Origin of the sequence: Pseudomonas sp. zfem003 (genome assembly GCF_032621675.1) — a bacterium.
Lineage (GTDB): Bacteria > Pseudomonadota > Gammaproteobacteria > Pseudomonadales > Pseudomonadaceae > Metapseudomonas > Metapseudomonas otitidis.
In genome coordinates, this window is sequence record NZ_JAVYJG010000002.1 from 577,998 (window position 1) to 595,296 (window position 17,299).

The following is a 17,299-nucleotide window of genomic DNA, read 5'->3' on the forward strand; positions in this document are numbered from 1 at the left end:
GTTCCGAGGTGTGTGGCATGGCCGGCCATCAGGTGGCGCTCGTGGTGTTTCCGGACTTCCAACTGCTCGATGCGACCGGGCCGGCGGAGGTGTTCGCGGCGGCCAGCGAGGCGCTGCCCAAGGGCGGGGGCTATGCCCTCAGGCTGCTGTCGCCCGAGGGTGGGCTGGTGCGCTCCAGCACGGGCCTGGCGCTGATGACGGAGCCCCTGCCGGCGGCCGATGAGCTGGCCGGGGCAACGCTGCTGGTGGCGGGTGGGCATGGCGTGCAGCGTGCGATGGGTGGGGGCGCGCTGGCGCGCTGGCTGGCCGCTGTGGCGCCTGCCGCCGCGCGTTGCGGCTCGGTGTGCACCGGGGCCTTCCTCTTGGCCCAGGCAGGCTTGCTGGACGGGCGGCCGGTGGTGACCCACTGGCGCTATGCCGAGCTGCTGCAGCGGCTGTTCCCTCGGCTGCAGGTGCTGCAGGAGTCCCTCTACGTGGAGGCGGGCCGCATCTACAGCTCGGCCGGCGTCACGGCGGGCATGGACCTGTGCCTCGCCCTGGTGGAGGCGGATCACGGCCGTGAGTTGTCATTGCAGGTGGCCAAGGGGCTGGTGATGTACCTGCGGCGCCCAGGGGGCCAGCGCCAGTTCAGTGCGGAGCTGCTGGCCCAGCAAGCCCGGCAGGGCAGCCTGGCGGAGCGGCTGGCGGACTGGGTACGGGGGCACCTGCGGGAGGCGCTGGATGTGGAGACGCTGGCGGCGCAGATGGCGGTGTCGTCCCGCACGTTGCACCGGCATTGCCTGGATGAGCTCGGGATAACGCCGGCGCGGCTGGTGCTGCAGCTGCGGCTGGAAAAGGCCTGTCGGTTGCTGGAGGCGGGGGTGGGGGCGTTGAAGCGGGTGGCGCTGGAAACCGGCTTCGGCAGTGAGTACAACCTGCGCCGCGCCTTCGTCCAGGCCCTGGGGGTGACGCCCAGCGAGTACCGCGAGCGTTTCTGCCGCTGACACCCCGCCGCGCTGGGCGGCGGGGTGCTTCGATCAACCGCGGTGACGGCCGCGGAAGAAGTCGATCAGGCCCTGGGTGGAGCCGTCCTCGGCGGGGTTCTCTTCGCTGCCCACCAGGCGCGAGTAGACCGCCTTGCCCAGCTCCTTGCCCAGTTCCACGCCCCACTGGTCGAAGGCGTTGATGCCCCACAGCACGCTCTGCACGTACACCTTGTGCTCGTACATGGCGATCAGCGCGCCCAGGCGACGGGGGCTGATGCGCTCCATCACCAGGGTGTTGCTGGGGCGGTTGCCGGGGATGACCTTGTGCGGCGCCAAGCGCTGCACTTCGGCTTCGTCCAGGCCCTTGGCGCGCAGTTCGTTCTCGGCCTCCTCGCGGGATTTGCCGAGCATCATCGCCTGGCTCTGGGACAGGCAGTTGGCGAACAGCCACTGGTGGTGGTCGGCCACCGGGTTGTAGCTGGACACAGGGACGATGAAGTCCGCCGGGATCAGGTGGGTGCCCTGGTGCAGCAGCTGGTGGTAGGCGTGCTGGCCGTTGCAGCCGACGCCGCCCCAGATCACCGGGCCGGTGCCGGCGGTCACCGGGGTGCCGTCCTGGCGCACGCTCTTGCCGTTGGACTCCATGTCCAGCTGCTGCAGGTGATCGGTGAAGTTGCGCAGGTAGTAGTCATAGGGCAGGACCGCATGGCTGCGGGCGCCCCAGAAGTCGTTGTACCAGACGCCGAGCAGGCCGAGGATGACCGGGATGTTGCGTTCGAAGGGGGCGGTCTGGAAGTGCTGGTCCATGCTGTAGGCGCCGGACAGCAGCTCCTTGAAGTTGGAGATGCCGATGGACATGGCGATCGGCAGGCCGATGGCCGACCACAGCGAGTAGCGCCCGCCGACCCAGTCCCACATCGGGAAGATGTTCTCTTCGCGGATGCCGAAGGCCAGCGCGGCCTCCTTGTTGCTGGAGACGGCGATGAAGTGGCGGTACAGCTCCTGCTCGCTGCCGCCCTGGGCCAGGTACCAGGCGCGGGCGGCCTGGGCGTTCTTGAGGGTCTCCAGGGTGCCGAAGGACTTGCTGGAGACGATGAACAGGGTGGTCTCGGCGTTGAGCTTGCAGGCCAGCTCGCGGAATTCGCTGCCGTCGACGTTGGCCAGGTAGTGGCAGCGCACGCCCTTCTGGGCGAACGGCAGCAGCGCTTCGGACACCAGCTGCGGGCCGAGGAAGGAGCCACCGATGCCGATGTTCACCACGTCGGTGATGGGCTTCTCGGTGTAGCCGCGCCACAGGCCGTTGTGCACGTAGCCGACCAGCTCGGTCATCTGGTGCAGCACACGGTGCACCTCGGGCATCACGTCCTTGCCGTCCACCCGCACCTTGTCGCCGATGGGCCGGCGCAGCGCGGTGTGCAGCACCGGGCGGCGCTCGGAGGCGTTGATCATCTCGCCGCGGAACATGGCCTGGATGGCTTCGCCCAGCTGGGCTTCCTCGGCGAGCTTCACCAGCAGGGCGAGGGTGTCGGGGCGCAGCAGGTTCTTCGAGTAGTCCAGCAGCAGGCCGCAGGCGCTGAGGCTGAAGCGCTTGAAGCGCTCGGCGTCGTCCTGGAAGGCCTGGCGCATGCTGAACCCGGCGAGCTCCTCGCGGTGCGCGCGCAGGGCGCTCCAGCTGTCCAGGCGGGTGACGTCGAGCGGTGTCAGGTGGTGGTTCATGAGGTGCCTTTCAAACAGTGATCGAGGGTATGAACACTAAAAAGCCCGGAGTGTTCCGGGCTTGGAGTCTAGCGTGTCGGTGTCAGGCCACCTGGACGGGAATCGCATTGCTGGTGTGGCTGAGTTCGTTGCCCGGGGCCATGTACAGCATGCGCGGCTTGAAGTTGGCCAGCTCGGCCTCGCTGTAGTGGGCGTAGGCGCAGATGATGACGCGGTCGCCCACCTTAGCCTTGTGCGCGGCGGCGCCGTTGACCGAGATCATCCGCGAGCCGTTCTCGCCACGGATGGCGTAGGTGGTGAAGCGCTCGCCGTTGTCGACGTTGTAGATCTGGATCTGCTCGTACTCGCGGATGCCGGCGAGGTCGAGCCACTCGCCGTCGATGGCGCAGGAGCCTTCGTAGTCGAGGACGGCATGGGTGACTTCGGCACGGTGCAGCTTGGCCTTGAGCATGATGGCGTGCATGGCGTTTTCCTTGTTTATCCGGTGGGCCCTCGGGCGGGGCCCTGCACGGGTCAGGCGTTGTCGTCGAGGTTGAAGGCGAGGTTGTCGATCAGCCGGGTGTTACCGAGGTAGGCCGCGGCGAGGAGCACCAGGTGACGGTCGCCGGGCTGGGCGGTGCGCAGGGTATGCGATTCGCGCAGCTCCAGGTAGTCGGGACGCAGGCCGGCGCCGGCGAGGGCGCTACGGCCTTCCTCCAGCAGGGCGGCATGGTCGCTGCGACCGGCGCGGACGCCCTCGGCCAGCTGGCGCAGGGTGGCGTAGAGGGTCGGGGCGATGGCGCGCTGGGCGGCGTCCAGGTAGCCGTTGCGGGAGGACAGCGCGAGGCCGTCCTCGGCACGGACGGTGGGCTCGCCGATGATCTGGATGGGCATGTTCAGGTCGCGCACCAGCTTGCGGATCACCGCCAGCTGCTGGAAGTCCTTCTCGCCGAACACGGCCAGGTCCGGCTGGACCATGTTGAACAGCTTGCTGACCACCGTGGCGACGCCTTCGAAGTGGCCCGGGCGACTGGCGCCACACAGCCCCTCGGAAACGAGGGGGACGTTGACGCGGGTCTGGCCGTCCATGCCGTCGGGGTACATCTCTTCCACGTCGGGGTGGAACAGCAGGTGGCAACCGGCGGCCACCAGCTTCTCCTGGTCGGCGGCGAGGGTACGCGGGTATTTGGCGAGGTCTTCGCTGGGGCCGAACTGCAGCGGGTTGACGAAGATGCTGGCGATCACGAAGTCGGCGCGCTGGCTGGCCTTCTCCGCCAGGGCGACGTGGCCCGAGTGCAGGTTGCCCATGGTGGGCACGAAGCCGATGCGCTTGCCTTCGCTGCGGGCACGGGCGACGGCCGCGCGCAGTTCACGGACGGTCTTGACGGTGATCATGCGGCGAATCCGTGCTCGGCGGCGGGGAAGGTGACGTCCTTGACGGCGCGGACATAGGCGGCGAGGGCGCCCTGGATGCTGGTCTGGCCTTCCATGAAGTTCTTCACGAACTTGGGCGTGCGGCCGGTGAGGGACAGGCCGAGCATGTCGTGCAGGACCAGCACCTGGCCGTCGGTGGCGCTGCCGGCGCCGATGCCGATGACCGGGATCTTCACCGACTGGGTGATTTCAGCGGCCAGCTCGCTGGGCACGCATTCCAGCAGCAGCATGGCGGCGCCGGCCTGTTCCAGGGCCATGGCGTCGGCACGCAGCTGGCGCGCCTGGGCTTCCTGGCGGCCCTGCACCTTGTAGCCACCGAGGATGTTCACCGCCTGGGGGGTGAGGCCGAGGTGGGCGCAGACCGGGATGCCGCGTTCGGCCAGCAGGCGGATGGGCTCGGCGAGCCAGGCGGCGCCTTCGAGCTTGACCATGTGCGCACCGGCCTGCATCAGCGCGGCGCAGTTGGCGAAGGTCTGCTCCAGGGTGGCGTAGGCCATGAACGGCAGGTCGGTGATGATCAGCGAGCCCTGGTTGCCACGCTTCACGGCGGCGGTGTGGTAGGCCATGTCGGCGACGCTGACGGGCAGGGTGCTGTCATGGCCCTGCAGGACCATGCCGAGGGAATCGCCCACCAGCAGGACGTCGGCGCCCGCCTGGCTGGCGGCCTGGGCGAAGGTCGCGTCGTAGGCCGTGAGCATGGCGATTTTCTCGCCTTTCTGCTTCAGCTCTTGAAGGGTGGTCAGGGTCACATCAGGCATGAAAACGTCCTCATCGGTACCGATTCTGCACCGGTACGGGGCAACGGGACGCTTATAGTCCCGATGGGGGGGCATGGTGTCAATTGCAGGTGTTACCGAGCTGTTACGGCGTTACCGCCAGCGCGGAAAGGCCCTCGATACGCTCCAGCCCGGCGTAGGGGCAGGCGTCCAGCAGGACCTGGAGCGGCCGGCCGTCGGGCAGTTGCAGGTCGGGTGCGATCTCGGCCAGGGGATACAGCACGAAGGCGCGGGCGTGCATGTGGTAGTGGGGGACCTGCAGGCGCGGCTCGTCGATCTGCCGCTGGCCGAACAGCAGGATATCCAGGTCGAGGGTGCGCGGGCCCCAGCGCTCGTCCTTGCGTACGCGCCCTTGGCACAGTTCGATCGCCTGCAGGGCGTCGAGCAGGTCCAGGGGGGCGAGGTCGGTGTCCAGCGCGGCAACGGCATTGCTGTAGCGGGGCTGGTCCGGTGGGCCGAGGGGGTCGCTGCTGTAGAGGGACGAAACGGCGCTGAGCTGCGTGCCGGGGAGGGCGGCCAGGGCCGCCAGGGCATTGCGCAGCTGTCTGGCCGGGTCCGACAGGTTGCTGCCCAGCCCGATGTAGACGCGCTCCATCTTATTCGCCAGCCGGGGCGCTGCCTTCGCTGCGGGGGCCGCGCTTGCGACGGCCGCCGCCACGGCGACGCTTGCGCGGTGCGGCACCGCCTTCGTCGCGGCTGCTGAGGTCGCGGATCATGGCGCGGCGTTCGCTGTCGCTGGCGTCCTGGTAATCGGTCCACCAGTCGCCCAGGCCGCCGGTTTCCTCGCCCGCGCTTTCACGCAGCAGGAGGAAGTCGTAGCCGGCGCGGAAGCGGGGGTTCTCCAGCAGCAGGTCGGCACGCTTGCCGCTGCGGCGGGGCAGGCGTTCCTGCATGTCCCAGATCTCGCGGATCGGGATGGTGAAGCGCTTGGGAATGGCGGTGCGCTGGCACTGTTCGAGGATCAGACCGTGGGCGGCTTCCTGGATCGCCGGGATCGGCGGCATGCCCTTTTCCTGCAGCAGGGCGGCACGGACGGGCAGGGCCGGCCAGAGCAGGGCGGCGAAGAGGAAGGCCGGGGTGACCGGCTTGCCGAGGCGGATGCGCTCGTCGGTGTTGGCCAGGGCCTGGCGGATCAGGGCGCCAGCGTACTCGGGGTCGCGCTCCAGGGAGGCGGCGGCCGCCGGGAACAGCGGGGCGAAGAGGTCGTACTCCAGCAGCAGTTCGAAGGTGCGCTCGGCCTTGCCGCCGAGGAACAGCTTGAGGACTTCGTCGAACAGGCGTGCGGAGGGGATGTCCCGCAGCATGGGGGCCAGGCGGCGGATCGGTGCGGCGCTGTGCTTCTCGATCTCGAAGCCCAGCTTGGCGGCGAAGCGCACGGCTCGCAGCATGCGCACCGGGTCTTCCAGGTAGCGCTGTTCGGGGTCGCCGATCAGGCGGATCAGGCGGTTGCGGATGTCGTGCACGCCGTGGGCGTAGTCGAGCACGCGCTCGGTGACCGGGTCGTAATAGAGGGCATTGATGGTGAAGTCGCGGCGTTGCGCGTCTTCTTCCTGGTTGCCGTAGACGTTGTCACGCAGGATGCGGCCGCTTTCGTTGCGCGAGGACTGGTTGCTGTCTTCGTCATCACCCTGGGGGTGGTTGGCGCGGAAGGTCGCGGTCTCGATGATTTCCCGGCCGAAATGTACATGGACCAGCTTGAAGCGGCGGCCGATCACCCGGGCATTGCGGAATTCGGCACGCACCTGCTCGGGGGTCGCGTTGGTGGCGACGTCGAAGTCTTTCGGGTCCAGGCCCAGCATGAGGTCACGGACGCAGCCGCCGACCAGGTAGGCCTGGTAGCCCGCCTTCTGCAGGCGTTCCACGACGTTCACCGCGTTACGGCTGATGTCCGCGCGGTCCAGCGCGTGCTGGCGGTTGCTCAGGACTTCAGGTGTGCTGCGGGGATGCTGGGTGCGGCGCAGGGGAGAGCGAAAGGACTGGATCAGCTTCTTCAGCATGGGAGGCACTGTGTGTGGGATGGGCGGCCGGAACGAATGAGAGACCGCACGATGGGCGCGGATTCTAGCACTGGGCGGGGGGATGGTGAAGGAAGCGGCGGGAGTGTGTCAAAGCTACTGGGGGAGCCGAAGCTCCCCCCCAAACTGGTGCGTGCTTTGTTTTTATTATTGAGCCGGGCTTGCTGTTCTTGTTGTTTGACCCGTACCAGCAGATTCGTGATCTCTGGATATGCCCTCGAATCGAGGGTCAAGAGCAAACGGATTGCTTTGGATGCTGATGGTGCCGTGATCATTCGATCCAACCAGTTCGGGTGCTGCCTGAGTAAGCAGTTTTATTGTTCTCGGCCTGGTCGTGGGGCGAGCCCCAATGGCAACTCCTCTCCAAAAGAATCAGTTAGCTGCGCCTCCGCGGTTTTGTTCTTGTTGTGCTGGAGTCGGTGCGTATTGTTCTTGTTGTGGGGTTACTACTGTTTTTATTGTTGTTGTGTCAGAGATAAAGCAGTTGCCGTGCCAACTTTTGCAAATCCTTTAAAATCAATGACTTGCGTAAAGCAGGGTGTGGTGGTGAGGTACAAAAAAGCCGGGTTTCCGTTACCGACTCACCCGGCTTTTGTTACGAGAGGTTTTTGCGGTAACAGCCTGGGGAACTCCTAACCGTTCTCACGGTCACGCGCAACCTCGGGAGGTCAGGAGGTGGCAGCCCCCGATTTGCGCCGGGGGATGCCCAGGCGCTGGCGGCGTTCCCACAGGCATTTGCGGCTGATGCCCAGCTTGCGGGCCAGCTCGGTCTCGGTCATGTGGTCCTGATGCTCGAGGACGAAATGCTGGAAGTAGTCCTCGAGGGACAGGTCTTCCGTGGGTTCGTGGGTGCTGGCGGCCGTGGCCTGAGTGGGGCCGTCGAGGAAGTCGTCGTCCTCCAGGTCGGCCAGCTCGATGTCGATGCCCAGCAGGTCTGCCGAGATATCCGGGCTCTCGCAGAGGATCACCGCACGCTCGATGGCGTTCTCCAGTTCACGCACGTTACCGGGCCACGAGTAGTGGCGGATGGCTTGTTCGGCATCGTGGGCGAAGCGCAGTTCTTCGCGCCCCATGCGGGTGCACTGGCGCGCCAGGAAGGCGCGGGCGATCTCGATCACGTCGTTACCGCGTTCGCGCAGGGCGGGCAGTTTCAGGGAGATGACGTGGAGGCGGTAATAGAGGTCTTCGCGGAACTGGCCGGTCTTGGCCAGCGTCTTGAGGTCGCGGTGGGTGGCGGCAATCAGGCGCACATCCACCTTCTGCGACTGGACCGAGCCGACACGGCGGATCTCGCCTTCCTGCAACACCCGCAGCAGGCGCGCCTGGGCTTCCAGGGGCAGCTCGCCGATTTCGTCGAGGAACAGCGTGCCACCGTCGGCCGCTTCCACCAGGCCGGCGCGGCCGGCGGTGGCGCCGGTGAAGGCGCCCTTCTCGTGACCGAAGAGTTCGGACTCGATCAGGGTTTCGGGAATGGCTGCGCAGTTCACCGAGATCATCGGCGCCTTGGCGCGGCGGGAGAGATTGTGCAGGGCGCGGGCCACCAGTTCCTTGCCGGTCCCGGATTCGCCCTGGATGAGCACCGTGGAGTCGGTGGGGGCGACCTTGCGGATCTTGCTGTAGAGCTCCTGCATGGCGGAGCAGGAACCGATGATGCCGATCTCGCCATCGGCCTGGGGTGCGCTGCTCTTCTCCTGGGTGCGAGCCGGGGCACGTTCGGCAGGGGCCGCCTTGTTCTCCTGGCGGTCCTTGATGATGCGGGCGACGGCCTGGAGCATCTCGTCGTGGTCGAAGGGCTTGGCGATGTAGTCCACCGCGCCCATCTTCATCGAGTCCACCGCCGAGCGCAGGCTGGCGTAGCTGGTCATGATCAGCACCGGGGTGCCCTGGGCCAGCTTGATCAGTTCGGTACCGGGGGCGCCGGGCAGGCGCAGGTCGCTGACGATGAGGTCGAAACCGGGGATGCTGTAGCGCTCCTGGGCCTCCTGGACAGACCCGGCTTCACTGACCTGGTACTGGTTGCGCTCGAGCAGGCGGCGCAAGGCGGAACGGATGATGGTTTCGTCTTCGACGATCAGGATATGTGGCATTCGGTTCAGCTCTCTCGACAGTCTCAGATGGCAGCGCTGGGCGCTTCGGCGAAGCGTGGCAGTGTCACCCTGAAACGGGTGCCGCGCTGCTGCTCGGGGTCGGCCGGGCTTTCTATGGTGATGTGGCCATAATGCTCTTCCACGATTGAATAGACCAGCGCAAGCCCCAGCCCGGTCCCCTTGCCGGGGTCCTTGGTGGTGAAGAAGGGCTCGAACAGCCGGTCCATGATCGCCTTGGGAATCCCGCTGCCTTCGTCCTCCACGATCAGCTCCACGGCATGGTCGGAGATGGCGCTGCGCACGCGGATCGCACCGCCCTCGGGCGAGGCGTCGCGGGCGTTGGACAGCAGGTTGATCAGCACCTGGGCCAGGCGCTGGGGGTCACCCTCGACGATGTGGTGCGGGTCGCAGAGGTTGAAGAACTGCACATCGACGCTGCGCCTGTTCAGGGACAGCAGGCCAATGGCTTCCTGGGCGACGTCCGCCAGGCACACCGGTTCCGTGGCCTGCTGGCGGGCGCCTGCGTGGGCGAAGCTCATGAGCGACTGCACGATGCGCGACACCCGCTTGGTCTGCTCGAGGATCTGCCCGCTGATCTCGGTCAGTTCGGCGTCGCCCTCGCGCTCTTCCCGCAGGTTCTGCGCCAGGCAGGCGATGCCGGTGATGGGGTTGCCGATCTCGTGGGCGACCCCGGCAGCCAGGCGGCCGATGGACGCCAGCCGCTCGGAGTGCACCAGCTTGTCTTCCAGCAGCAGCGTGTCGGTCACGTCTTCCACCAGCACCACCAGGCCACTGTTACCGGGGGCCAGCGGCTCGTCGATGGCGGCCTTGTGCAGGTTCAGCGAACGCACCTGGCCTTCCAGCGGCAGGCGCTGCTTGTGCAGGTGCTCGTCGGGCTGGCTGATGAAGCTTTCCAGCAGGCCCCGCCAGGGATCGCTGATGGCTGAGAGCCGCGAGCCGACCACGCGCTGCGCGGGAATCTCGGTCAGTTCCTCCATGGCGCGGTTCCACATGAGGATCTCCTGGTCCTTGGCCAGCGAACACACCCCCATCGGCAGCTCCTGCAGCGTGCGGCGGTGGTAGCGGCGCAAGGCGTCGAGCTCGGCGGCCAGGCCGGTGAGCCGGGAGTGGTAGTCCTCCAGGCGGCTCTCTATGAAGTGGATGTCCTCGGTGACGTAGCCCTCGCTGCCGGATTTGTACGGCAGGAAGGTCTCCACGATGTCCTGTGCCACGCTCGGCCCCATCAGCCCGGAGAGGTTGGCTTCGATGCGGTCGCGCAGGCGGCGCAGGGCGTAGGGGCGGCGTTCGTCGAACGGCAGGTGGAGGTCGCGCAGGGCCTGCTCCACCTCCTTCTGCGCGGTCTTCGCACCCAGCGGCTTGGCCAGTTGCTCGGAGAATTCCTGGGGTGAGGCTGCCACCAGTTCGCGGCGTTGCGGTCGGCGCACGTTGTCCACGGCGCAGGCCTCGGCGGCACCCCGTTCCTCGGGGCTGGCCTCGGTGAACAGCGAGACCAGGGTGAACACCAGCACGTTGGCCGCCAGCGAGGCGATGGCCGCGATGTGCCAGCTGGTGTCGTCGAGCACGTAGATGGCGTTGAACAGCGGCACGTAGATGCCCTGCAGGTTGCCCAGCAGGGGCAGCAGCATGGAGAACATCCACACGCCGATGCCGGCCAACAAGCCGGCGATGAAGCCCCGGCGGTTGGCGGTCGGCCAGTACAGCACCGAGAGCGCGCCGGGCAGGAACTGCAGGGTGGCGACGAAGGCGACGATGCCCAGGTTCGACAGGTCCTGCTCGGCGCCGAGCAATAGATAGAAGCCGTAGCCGGCCATGATGATGGCGACGATCAGCGCCCGGCGGGTCCACTTCAGCCAGCGGTAGATGTTGCCTTCCGACGGCGGTTGGTAGAGCGGCAGCACCAGGTGGTTCAGCGCCATGCCGGAGAGCGCCAGGGTCAGCACGATGATCAGGCCGCTGGCGGCAGAGAGCCCGCCGATGTAGGCCAGCAAGGCGAGGGCATCGCTGTTCACTGCAATGCCCAGGCCCAGGGTGAAGTATTCCGGGTTGGTGGTGGCGCCGAGCTTGAGGCCGGCCCAGAGGATCAGCGGTACCGCCAGGCTCATCAGCAGCAGGAACAGTGGCAGCCCCCAGCTGGCGCTGACCATGGCGCGGGGGTTGAGGTTCTCGGTGAAGGTCATGTGGTACATGTGCGGCATGACGATGGCCGAGGCGAAGAACACCAGCAGCAGCGTGCGCCACGGGCCTTCCTGCAGCGGTGTGTGCAGCGTCGAGAGCGCCGCCTGATTCTGCAGCAGCCACAGCTCCAGTTCGTGAGGACCGCCGAGCACGCCGTAGAGCGCATAGAGGCCGATGCCGCCGAGGGCGGTCAGCTTCACCAGCGACTCGAAGGCGATGGCGAACACCAGCCCTTCGTGCTTCTCCCGCGTGGCGATGTGGCGCGCGCCGAAGAGGATGGTGAACAGCGTGATCAGTGCGCAGAAGCCCAGGGCGACCCTGTCGTGTACCGGCTCGCGGGTGAGGATGCCGATGGAGTCGGCCACCGCCTGGATCTGCAGGGCCAGCAGGGGGAGTACGCCGATGAGCATGAACAGGGTAGTCAGCGCCCCGGCCCAGGTGCTGCGGAAGCGGAAGGCGAACAGGTCGGCCAGGGACGAGAGCTGGTAGGTGCGGGTGATCCGCAGGATCGGGTAGAGCAGCACCGGCGCCAGCAGGAAGGCCCCGGAGATGCCCAGGTAGCTGGCCAGGAAGCCGTAGCCGTACTGGTAGGCCAGCCCCACCGTGCCGTAGAAGGCCCAGGCGCTGGCGTACACGCCGAGGGACAGGGTGTAGGTGAGCGGGTGGCGGACGATACGACGCGGAACGAAGCCGCGATCGCTCAACCAGGCGACACCGAACAGGGCAAAGAGGTAGGCCGCGCTGATGAGGATCAGCTGGCTCAGGCTAAAGCTCGTCAGCATCGCGTTGACTCTGCAGGATGAAGGTCACCACGATCAGGATCAGCCAGAGCAGGTAGGGGCGATACCAGGCCCCGTTGGGGTCGATCCACCAGTCCATGATGGCCGGGGAAAACAGGTAGATCCCCACCACCAGGAGCAGTACCAGTCGGTAGATATACATGCCGCATCTCACATCGAGGGTGCGGCGATGGTAGCGAATGCCCCGTGCCGGTGCGAGTGCGCTCAGCGCAGCTGGGCTTCGGCCAGGGTGCGGGTGCGGGGGATGCGCGTGGCGTCCCAGTGGGCAATGCCCCAGTCCAGGGCTTCGCGGGGCGTGCCGCCGGCGAGGTCTTCCGGTGGCTGCTGGCCGAGGGCACGCAGGGCGCGGGCCAGCAGAGGTGTGGCACGGTCGGCCGGCAGGGGCGGCGAGCGGTAGGACTTGCCGAGCTTGTGGCCGTCCGGCTGGATGATCAGTGGGACGTGCAGGTAGCGTGGCTGCGACAGGCCCAGCAGCTCCTGCAGGTACAGCTGGCGCGGCGTTGAGTCCAGCAGGTCGGCGCCGCGCACCACGTCGGTGACGCCTTGCCAGGCATCGTCCAGCACCACTGCCAACTGGTAGGCATAGAGGCCGTCGCGACGGCGGATGACGAAGTCCCCCACCTCGCGGCCCAGGTGCTGCTGGTACAGGCCCTGTACCCGGTCGGTGAAGCGGTAGACCAGCTCCGGCACGCGCAGGCGGATGGCCGCATCGACCTGGGGGTGGCAGGCGTTGCGGCAGAAACCGGGGTAGATGCCGTGATGGCCTTCGAGCTGCTTGCGCGAGCAGGTGCAGGCGTAGGCCAGCCCCTGGGCGAAGAGCCGGTCGATCACCTGGGCGTAGGCGTCATGGCGGTCGCTCTGGCGCACCAGCTCACCGTCCCATTCGAAACCGTAGGCCTCCAGCGTGGAGAGGATCGCCGCCTGGGCACCCGGCATCTCGCGGGGCGGGTCCAGGTCTTCCATGCGCAGCAGCCAGCGACCGCCGACAGCGCGGGCATCGAGGTAGGAGGCGAGGGCGGCAACCAGGGAGCCGAAGTGCAGGTAGCCGCTGGGGGTTGGAGCGAAGCGGCCGACGTAGGAAGACGGAGGCATGCGGGCGTGAGCCTGTTGAAACGAAACGGGGCGCCGTAGCGCCCCGTTCTGGGATCAGGAACCGAGTTGCTTTTCCTTGATTTCCGCCAGGGTCTTGCAATCGATGCAGAGGGTGGCGGTGGGGCGCGCTTCGAGGCGGCGGATGCCGATCTCGACGCCGCAGGAGTCGCACCAGCCGTACTCGTTGTCTTCGATCAGCTGGAGGGTCTCGTCGATCTTCTTGATCAGCTTGCGCTCGCGGTCACGGGCACGCAGTTCCAGGCTGAATTCTTCTTCCTGGCTGGCGCGGTCGGCCGGATCGGGGAAGTTGGCCGCTTCGTCCTGCATGTGGTGGACGGTGCGGTCGACCTCTTCCATCAACTCGACCTTCCACCTGTTGAGGATGTTGGTGAAGTGAGCGCGCATGCGGTCGCTCATGTACTCCTCACCCTTGGTTTCCTGATAGGGCTCGAAACCACGGATCAGTTGGCTGCTCGTTTGCTTAGCTTTGGTGGGCATGAATGGCCGCCTCTCACTTTCTCTAATCCATTTCGCAGGAAGCTGGTCCGTCGCCGACACTGCCGGCCCTGCGGCTGCAAGCGGGCGAACTTACCAGAACGGTTCAGGCCACGCCACTCCCAGTTATCGCGGTTGCTGCGGGCGTCCCGAAGCATTGGTTAGAATCCGCGCTTTGTGTCGATGAGGGAAGGCCGATGGCCCAGTCATACAGCGCACGCAGCCGTGCCATAGAACCCTTCCACGTCATGGCGCTGCTGGCCCGCGCCAACGAGTTGCAGGCCGAAGGGCACGACGTGATCCACCTGGAGATCGGCGAGCCGGACTTCACCACCGCCGCCCCCATCGTCGAGGCCGGGCAGGCCGCGCTGGCCGCCGGGCATACCCGCTACACCGCGGCCCGTGGCCTGCCGGAGCTGCGCCGTGCCATCGCCGGCTTCTACGGCCAGCGCTACGGGCTGGACATCGACCCCGAGCGCATCCTCATCACCCCCGGCGGCTCGGGCGCGCTGCTGATGGCCTCGAGCCTGCTGGTCGACCCGGGCCGGCACTGGCTGCTGGCCGACCCCGGCTACCCCTGCAACCGGCACTTCCTGCGCCTGGTGGAGGGTGCGGCCCAGCTGGTGCCGGTGGGCCCCGAGACCCGTTACCAACTGACCCCGCACCTGGTGGAGCGCCACTGGGATGCCCAGAGCGTCGGCGCCCTGGTGGCCTCGCCGGCCAACCCCACCGGCACCCTGCTGCACCGGGACGAGCTGGCGGCACTGTCCGACAGCCTCCGGGGATTGGGCGGACACCTCGTGGTGGACGAGATCTACCACGGCCTCACCTATGGCGTGGACGCCACCAGCGTGCTGGAGGTGGATGACGACGCCTTCGTGCTCAACAGCTTCTCCAAGTACTTCGGCATGACCGGTTGGCGCCTGGGTTGGCTGGTGGCTCCGCGGGAGGCGGTGCCCGAGCTGGAAAAGCTGGCGCAGAACCTCTACATCAGCGCGCCCTCTATGGCCCAGCACGCCGCGCTGGCCTGCTTCCGCGAGGACACCCTGGCGATCCTGGAGGCGCGTCGCGCCGAGTTCGCCCGCCGCCGCGACTACCTGCTGCCCGCCCTGCGCGAGCTGGGCTTCGGGATGGCCGTCGAGCCGGAAGGTGCCTTCTATTTATATGCAGACGTTTCGGCCTTCACCCAGGACGCCTATGCGTTCTGCCAGCACTTCATCGAGACCGAGCACGTCGCCTTCACCCCCGGCCTGGATTTCGGCCGGCACCTGGCCGGCCAGCACGTGCGCTTCGCCTACACCCAGAGCCTGCCGCGCCTGGAAGAGGCGGTCGCGCGCATCGCCCGTGGCCTGCAGAGCTGGGCGGCGCGAGCGTGAGGTTCGATCCGCCGCTTGAAGAGGGCCGGCTGCTGCGGCGCTACAAGCGCTTCCTGGCCGACATCGAGACCGCCCAGGGGGAGCAGTTGACGATCCACTGTCCGAACACCGGTTCGATGCTCAACTGCATGAGCGAAGGCTGTCGGGTGTGGTTCAGCCGTTCCAACGATCCCCGGCGCAAGTTGCCCGGTACCTGGGAGCTGGTGGAGACGCCCCAGGGCCGCCTGGCCTGCATCAACACCGCGCGGGCCAACCCGCTGGTGGAGGAGGCCTTGCTGGCGGGGCGGATCCCCGAACTGGCGGGGGTCACTGCGCTGAAGCGGGAAGTCGCTTATGGCGTGGAGAACAGCCGAGCCGACTTCCGCCTCGACTACCCCACGGGGGCGCTCTACGTCGAGGTGAAGAGCGTCACCCTCGGCTTCGAGGGCACGCCCGTCGCGGCCTTCCCCGATGCAGTCACCACCCGGGGTGCCAAGCACCTGCGGGAGCTGGCGCACCTGGCGCGGGAGGGGACCCGTGCCGTGCAGCTGTATTGCGTGAACCTCTCCGGCATCGACGCCGTGCGGCCGGCACGGGAGATCGACCCGCACTACGCCCAGGCCCTGGCTGATGCCCACGAGGCCGGGGTGGAGGTACTGGCCTACGGCGCGGAGTTGAGCCCCGAAGGCATGGTGTTGACCCGCCGCCTCAGCCTGCAGCTGTAGGCGCAGCCTCCAGCCAGATGCCCTGCCCGTCCTCCCGGCAGGGCAGGGCACGTAACGCCTGGCCCACGCAGGGGCCGGTAACGCATTCGCCGGTCTCGATCAGGAACAGCGCACCGTGGGTGGCGCACTGGATCAGGCTGCCGCTGGCATCGAGGAACTGGTCCGGCTGCCATTCCAGCGGGATCCCCCGATGCGGGCAGCGATTCTCATAGGCATAGACCTGCCCGTCCCGGCGGACCAGCAGCAGCTTCCTGTCGTCCACCGTCATCCCGCGGCTCTGGCCTTCCGCCAGGGCGCCGGGTTCGCACAGCCATTTCATCAAGGGCACCTCCATCACGGGGAGGCATTATCCCGCACTGCCGGAAGTCGCCAAGAGGGGAGCGCGTCCTTGCGCTTGAAAGGAGAGGGACACGGATTCTTTACCGTCGGCAGCCTGCTCGTTCGTCATGTCACTGCAGAAGGCGTCGAAGTCCGGTCGGGGCGCACCTTACGTCCCTTGACTTGCAAATGCAAATAATTATCAATTTTCGCGCAGTGCCCATCCTTCGCCGCCCGGTTGATCCGTGATTAGAGGAGCCCTTCGATGATGCCGTCCGTTGCCCCCACGCGTTCTCCCCTCTACCAGGCCTGGCAGGCGCTGCGCGGGGAGCAGCCCCACCTGCGCGCCCGCGATGCCGCTCGCCAGCTGGGCGTCAGCGAGGCCGAACTGGTCGCCGCGCGCCTGGGTGTCGACGCGGTGCGTCTGCGCCCGGATTGGCCGGTGCTGCTGCCGGCCCTGGAAGCCTTGGGTCCGGTGATGGCGCTGACCCGCAATGAGCACTGCGTCCACGAGCGCCATGGCCCGTACCGCGAGGTGACGATCAGCGGCAATGGCCAGATGGGGCTGGTGGTGTCGCCCGATATCGACCTGCGGCTGTTCCTGGCGGGCTGGGCCAGTGTGTTCGCCATCGCCGAGGACACTCCGCGCGGCACCCAGCGCAGCCTGCAGGTGTTCGACAGGCAGGGCATGGCGGTGCACAAGGTCTTCCTGACCGAGCGCAGCGAAGTTTCTGCCTGGGCGCCGCTGGTGGAGCGCTTCTGTGCCGAGGCGCAGTGCGCCGAGCTGGACCTGCATCCGCTGCCGGAGGCCGAGCCGCCCCGGCCCGATGCGGCGATCGACGTCGCCAGTCTGCGAGCGGGTTGGGCCAACCTGAAGGACACCCATCACTTCTTCGCCCTGCTCAAGCAGCACGGCGCCGCGCGCACCCAGGCCCTGCGCCTGGCGGGCGCCGAATGGGCCGAGCCGCTGGTCCCGGCCGAGTTGCCGCGCCTGCTGGAGCGGGTCGCCGAGCAGGCGGTACCGGTGATGGTGTTCGTCGGCAACCGCCACTGCATCCAGATCCACACCGGCCCTGTGCAGAACCTGCGCTGGATGGACAGCTGGTTCAACGTCCTCGACGCGGATTTCAACCTGCACCTGCAAACCACCGGTGTCACCGAGCTGTGGCGGGTGCGCAAGCCCAGCAGCGACGGTGTGATCACCAGTTGGGAGGCCTTCGACGCCGAGGGCGAGCTGGTGCTGCAACTGTTCGGCGCCCGCAAGCCGGGCCAGCCCGAGCGCCCGGACTGGCGCGCCCTCGCCGAGTCGGTGCCGGCGCGCTGACCCGGCCCTCTTTCATGACGCC

At 67.4% G+C, this 17,299-nt stretch carries 16 protein-coding genes; 4 read left to right on the top strand and 12 right to left on the bottom strand.

Going from position 1 to position 17,299, the window contains the following annotated elements:
- The first annotated feature begins 17 nt into the window (after nucleotides 1–17).
- Nucleotides 18–983: a GlxA family transcriptional regulator gene (locus RTK35_RS05975; RefSeq protein ID WP_316907610.1), complete on the top strand. Its 966-nt coding sequence runs from the start codon at nucleotides 18–20 to the stop codon at nucleotides 981–983.
- A gap of 33 nt (nucleotides 984–1,016) precedes the next feature.
- Here the strand turns inward: RTK35_RS05975 and pgi are convergent, their stop codons facing one another.
- From pgi to dksA, 11 genes are all read right to left on the bottom strand, one after another.
- Nucleotides 1,017–2,681 carry a glucose-6-phosphate isomerase gene (gene pgi / locus RTK35_RS05980; protein ID WP_044403350.1) on the bottom strand — a complete coding sequence of 555 codons (1,665 nt, stop codon included), beginning with the start codon at nucleotides 2,679–2,681 and terminating at the stop codon, nucleotides 1,017–1,019.
- An 82-nt stretch (nucleotides 2,682–2,763) separates the two neighbouring features.
- Entirely contained in the window at nucleotides 2,764–3,144 is a 381-nt protein-coding gene (panD, locus tag RTK35_RS05985) for an aspartate 1-decarboxylase (protein WP_003457244.1), read from the bottom strand.
- A 50-nt stretch (nucleotides 3,145–3,194) separates the two neighbouring features.
- Nucleotides 3,195–4,055 carry a pantoate--beta-alanine ligase gene (gene panC, locus RTK35_RS05990; protein WP_316907611.1) on the bottom strand — a complete coding sequence of 287 codons (861 nt, stop codon included), beginning with the start codon at nucleotides 4,053–4,055 and terminating at the stop codon, nucleotides 3,195–3,197.
- Nucleotides 4,052–4,852 carry a 3-methyl-2-oxobutanoate hydroxymethyltransferase gene (gene panB / locus RTK35_RS05995; RefSeq protein ID WP_044403339.1) on the bottom strand — a complete coding sequence of 267 codons (801 nt, stop codon included), beginning with the start codon at nucleotides 4,850–4,852 and terminating at the stop codon, nucleotides 4,052–4,054. The genes panC and panB overlap by 4 nt, the downstream gene beginning before the upstream one ends.
- 103 nt (nucleotides 4,853–4,955) lie before the next feature.
- Nucleotides 4,956–5,465 (bottom strand): 2-amino-4-hydroxy-6-hydroxymethyldihydropteridine diphosphokinase, encoded by a 510-nt coding sequence (folK, locus tag RTK35_RS06000; RefSeq protein WP_316907612.1) that lies wholly within the window; start codon nucleotides 5,463–5,465, stop codon nucleotides 4,956–4,958.
- Nucleotide 5,466: 1 nt separating this feature from the next.
- Nucleotides 5,467–6,867 (bottom strand): polynucleotide adenylyltransferase PcnB, encoded by a 1,401-nt coding sequence (locus RTK35_RS06005; protein WP_044403335.1) that lies wholly within the window; start codon nucleotides 6,865–6,867, stop codon nucleotides 5,467–5,469.
- Nucleotides 6,868–7,553: 686 nt separating this feature from the next.
- Nucleotides 7,554–8,972, bottom strand: a complete 1,419-nt coding sequence (locus RTK35_RS06010) for a sigma-54-dependent transcriptional regulator (RefSeq protein WP_107330882.1) — start codon at nucleotides 8,970–8,972, stop codon at nucleotides 7,554–7,556.
- 23 nt (nucleotides 8,973–8,995) lie between these two features.
- The gene (locus RTK35_RS06015; RefSeq protein WP_316907613.1) at nucleotides 8,996–11,950 is read right to left on the bottom strand and encodes a sensor histidine kinase; all 2,955 of its coding nucleotides are present in this window, start codon (nucleotides 11,948–11,950) and stop codon (nucleotides 8,996–8,998) included.
- Nucleotides 11,934–12,110, bottom strand: a complete 177-nt coding sequence (locus RTK35_RS06020) for a hypothetical protein (protein WP_003095129.1) — start codon at nucleotides 12,108–12,110, stop codon at nucleotides 11,934–11,936. Before RTK35_RS06020 ends, RTK35_RS06015 begins: the two co-directional genes overlap by 17 nt.
- A 62-nt stretch (nucleotides 12,111–12,172) precedes the next feature.
- Nucleotides 12,173–13,060, bottom strand: coding sequence for a tRNA glutamyl-Q(34) synthetase GluQRS (gene gluQRS / locus RTK35_RS06025; RefSeq protein ID WP_316907614.1), 888 nt, complete (start codon nucleotides 13,058–13,060; stop codon nucleotides 12,173–12,175).
- A gap of 54 nt (nucleotides 13,061–13,114) precedes the next feature.
- Nucleotides 13,115–13,558, bottom strand: coding sequence for an RNA polymerase-binding protein DksA (gene dksA / locus RTK35_RS06030; RefSeq protein ID WP_044403327.1), 444 nt, complete (start codon nucleotides 13,556–13,558; stop codon nucleotides 13,115–13,117).
- A gap of 194 nt (nucleotides 13,559–13,752) precedes the next feature.
- Here dksA and RTK35_RS06035 point away from each other — a divergent pair, with 194 nt between their 5' ends.
- The gene (locus RTK35_RS06035; RefSeq protein ID WP_316907615.1) at nucleotides 13,753–14,931 is read left to right on the top strand and encodes a pyridoxal phosphate-dependent aminotransferase; all 1,179 of its coding nucleotides are present in this window, start codon (nucleotides 13,753–13,755) and stop codon (nucleotides 14,929–14,931) included.
- Nucleotides 14,928–15,635 carry a DNA/RNA nuclease SfsA gene (sfsA, locus tag RTK35_RS06040; protein ID WP_316907616.1) on the top strand — a complete coding sequence of 236 codons (708 nt, stop codon included), beginning with the start codon at nucleotides 14,928–14,930 and terminating at the stop codon, nucleotides 15,633–15,635. The genes RTK35_RS06035 and sfsA overlap by 4 nt, the downstream gene beginning before the upstream one ends.
- Here sfsA and RTK35_RS06045 read toward each other — a convergent pair.
- The gene (locus tag RTK35_RS06045; RefSeq protein WP_074974068.1) at nucleotides 15,619–15,954 is read right to left on the bottom strand and encodes a Rieske (2Fe-2S) protein; all 336 of its coding nucleotides are present in this window, start codon (nucleotides 15,952–15,954) and stop codon (nucleotides 15,619–15,621) included. The genes sfsA and RTK35_RS06045 overlap by 17 nt on opposite strands.
- Before the next feature lie 264 nt (nucleotides 15,955–16,218).
- Here RTK35_RS06045 and RTK35_RS06050 point away from each other — a divergent pair, with 264 nt between their 5' ends.
- Entirely contained in the window at nucleotides 16,219–17,277 is a 1,059-nt protein-coding gene (locus tag RTK35_RS06050; RefSeq protein ID WP_409563806.1) for a hemin-degrading factor, read from the top strand.
- The last annotated feature ends 22 nt before the right edge of the window (nucleotides 17,278–17,299 follow it).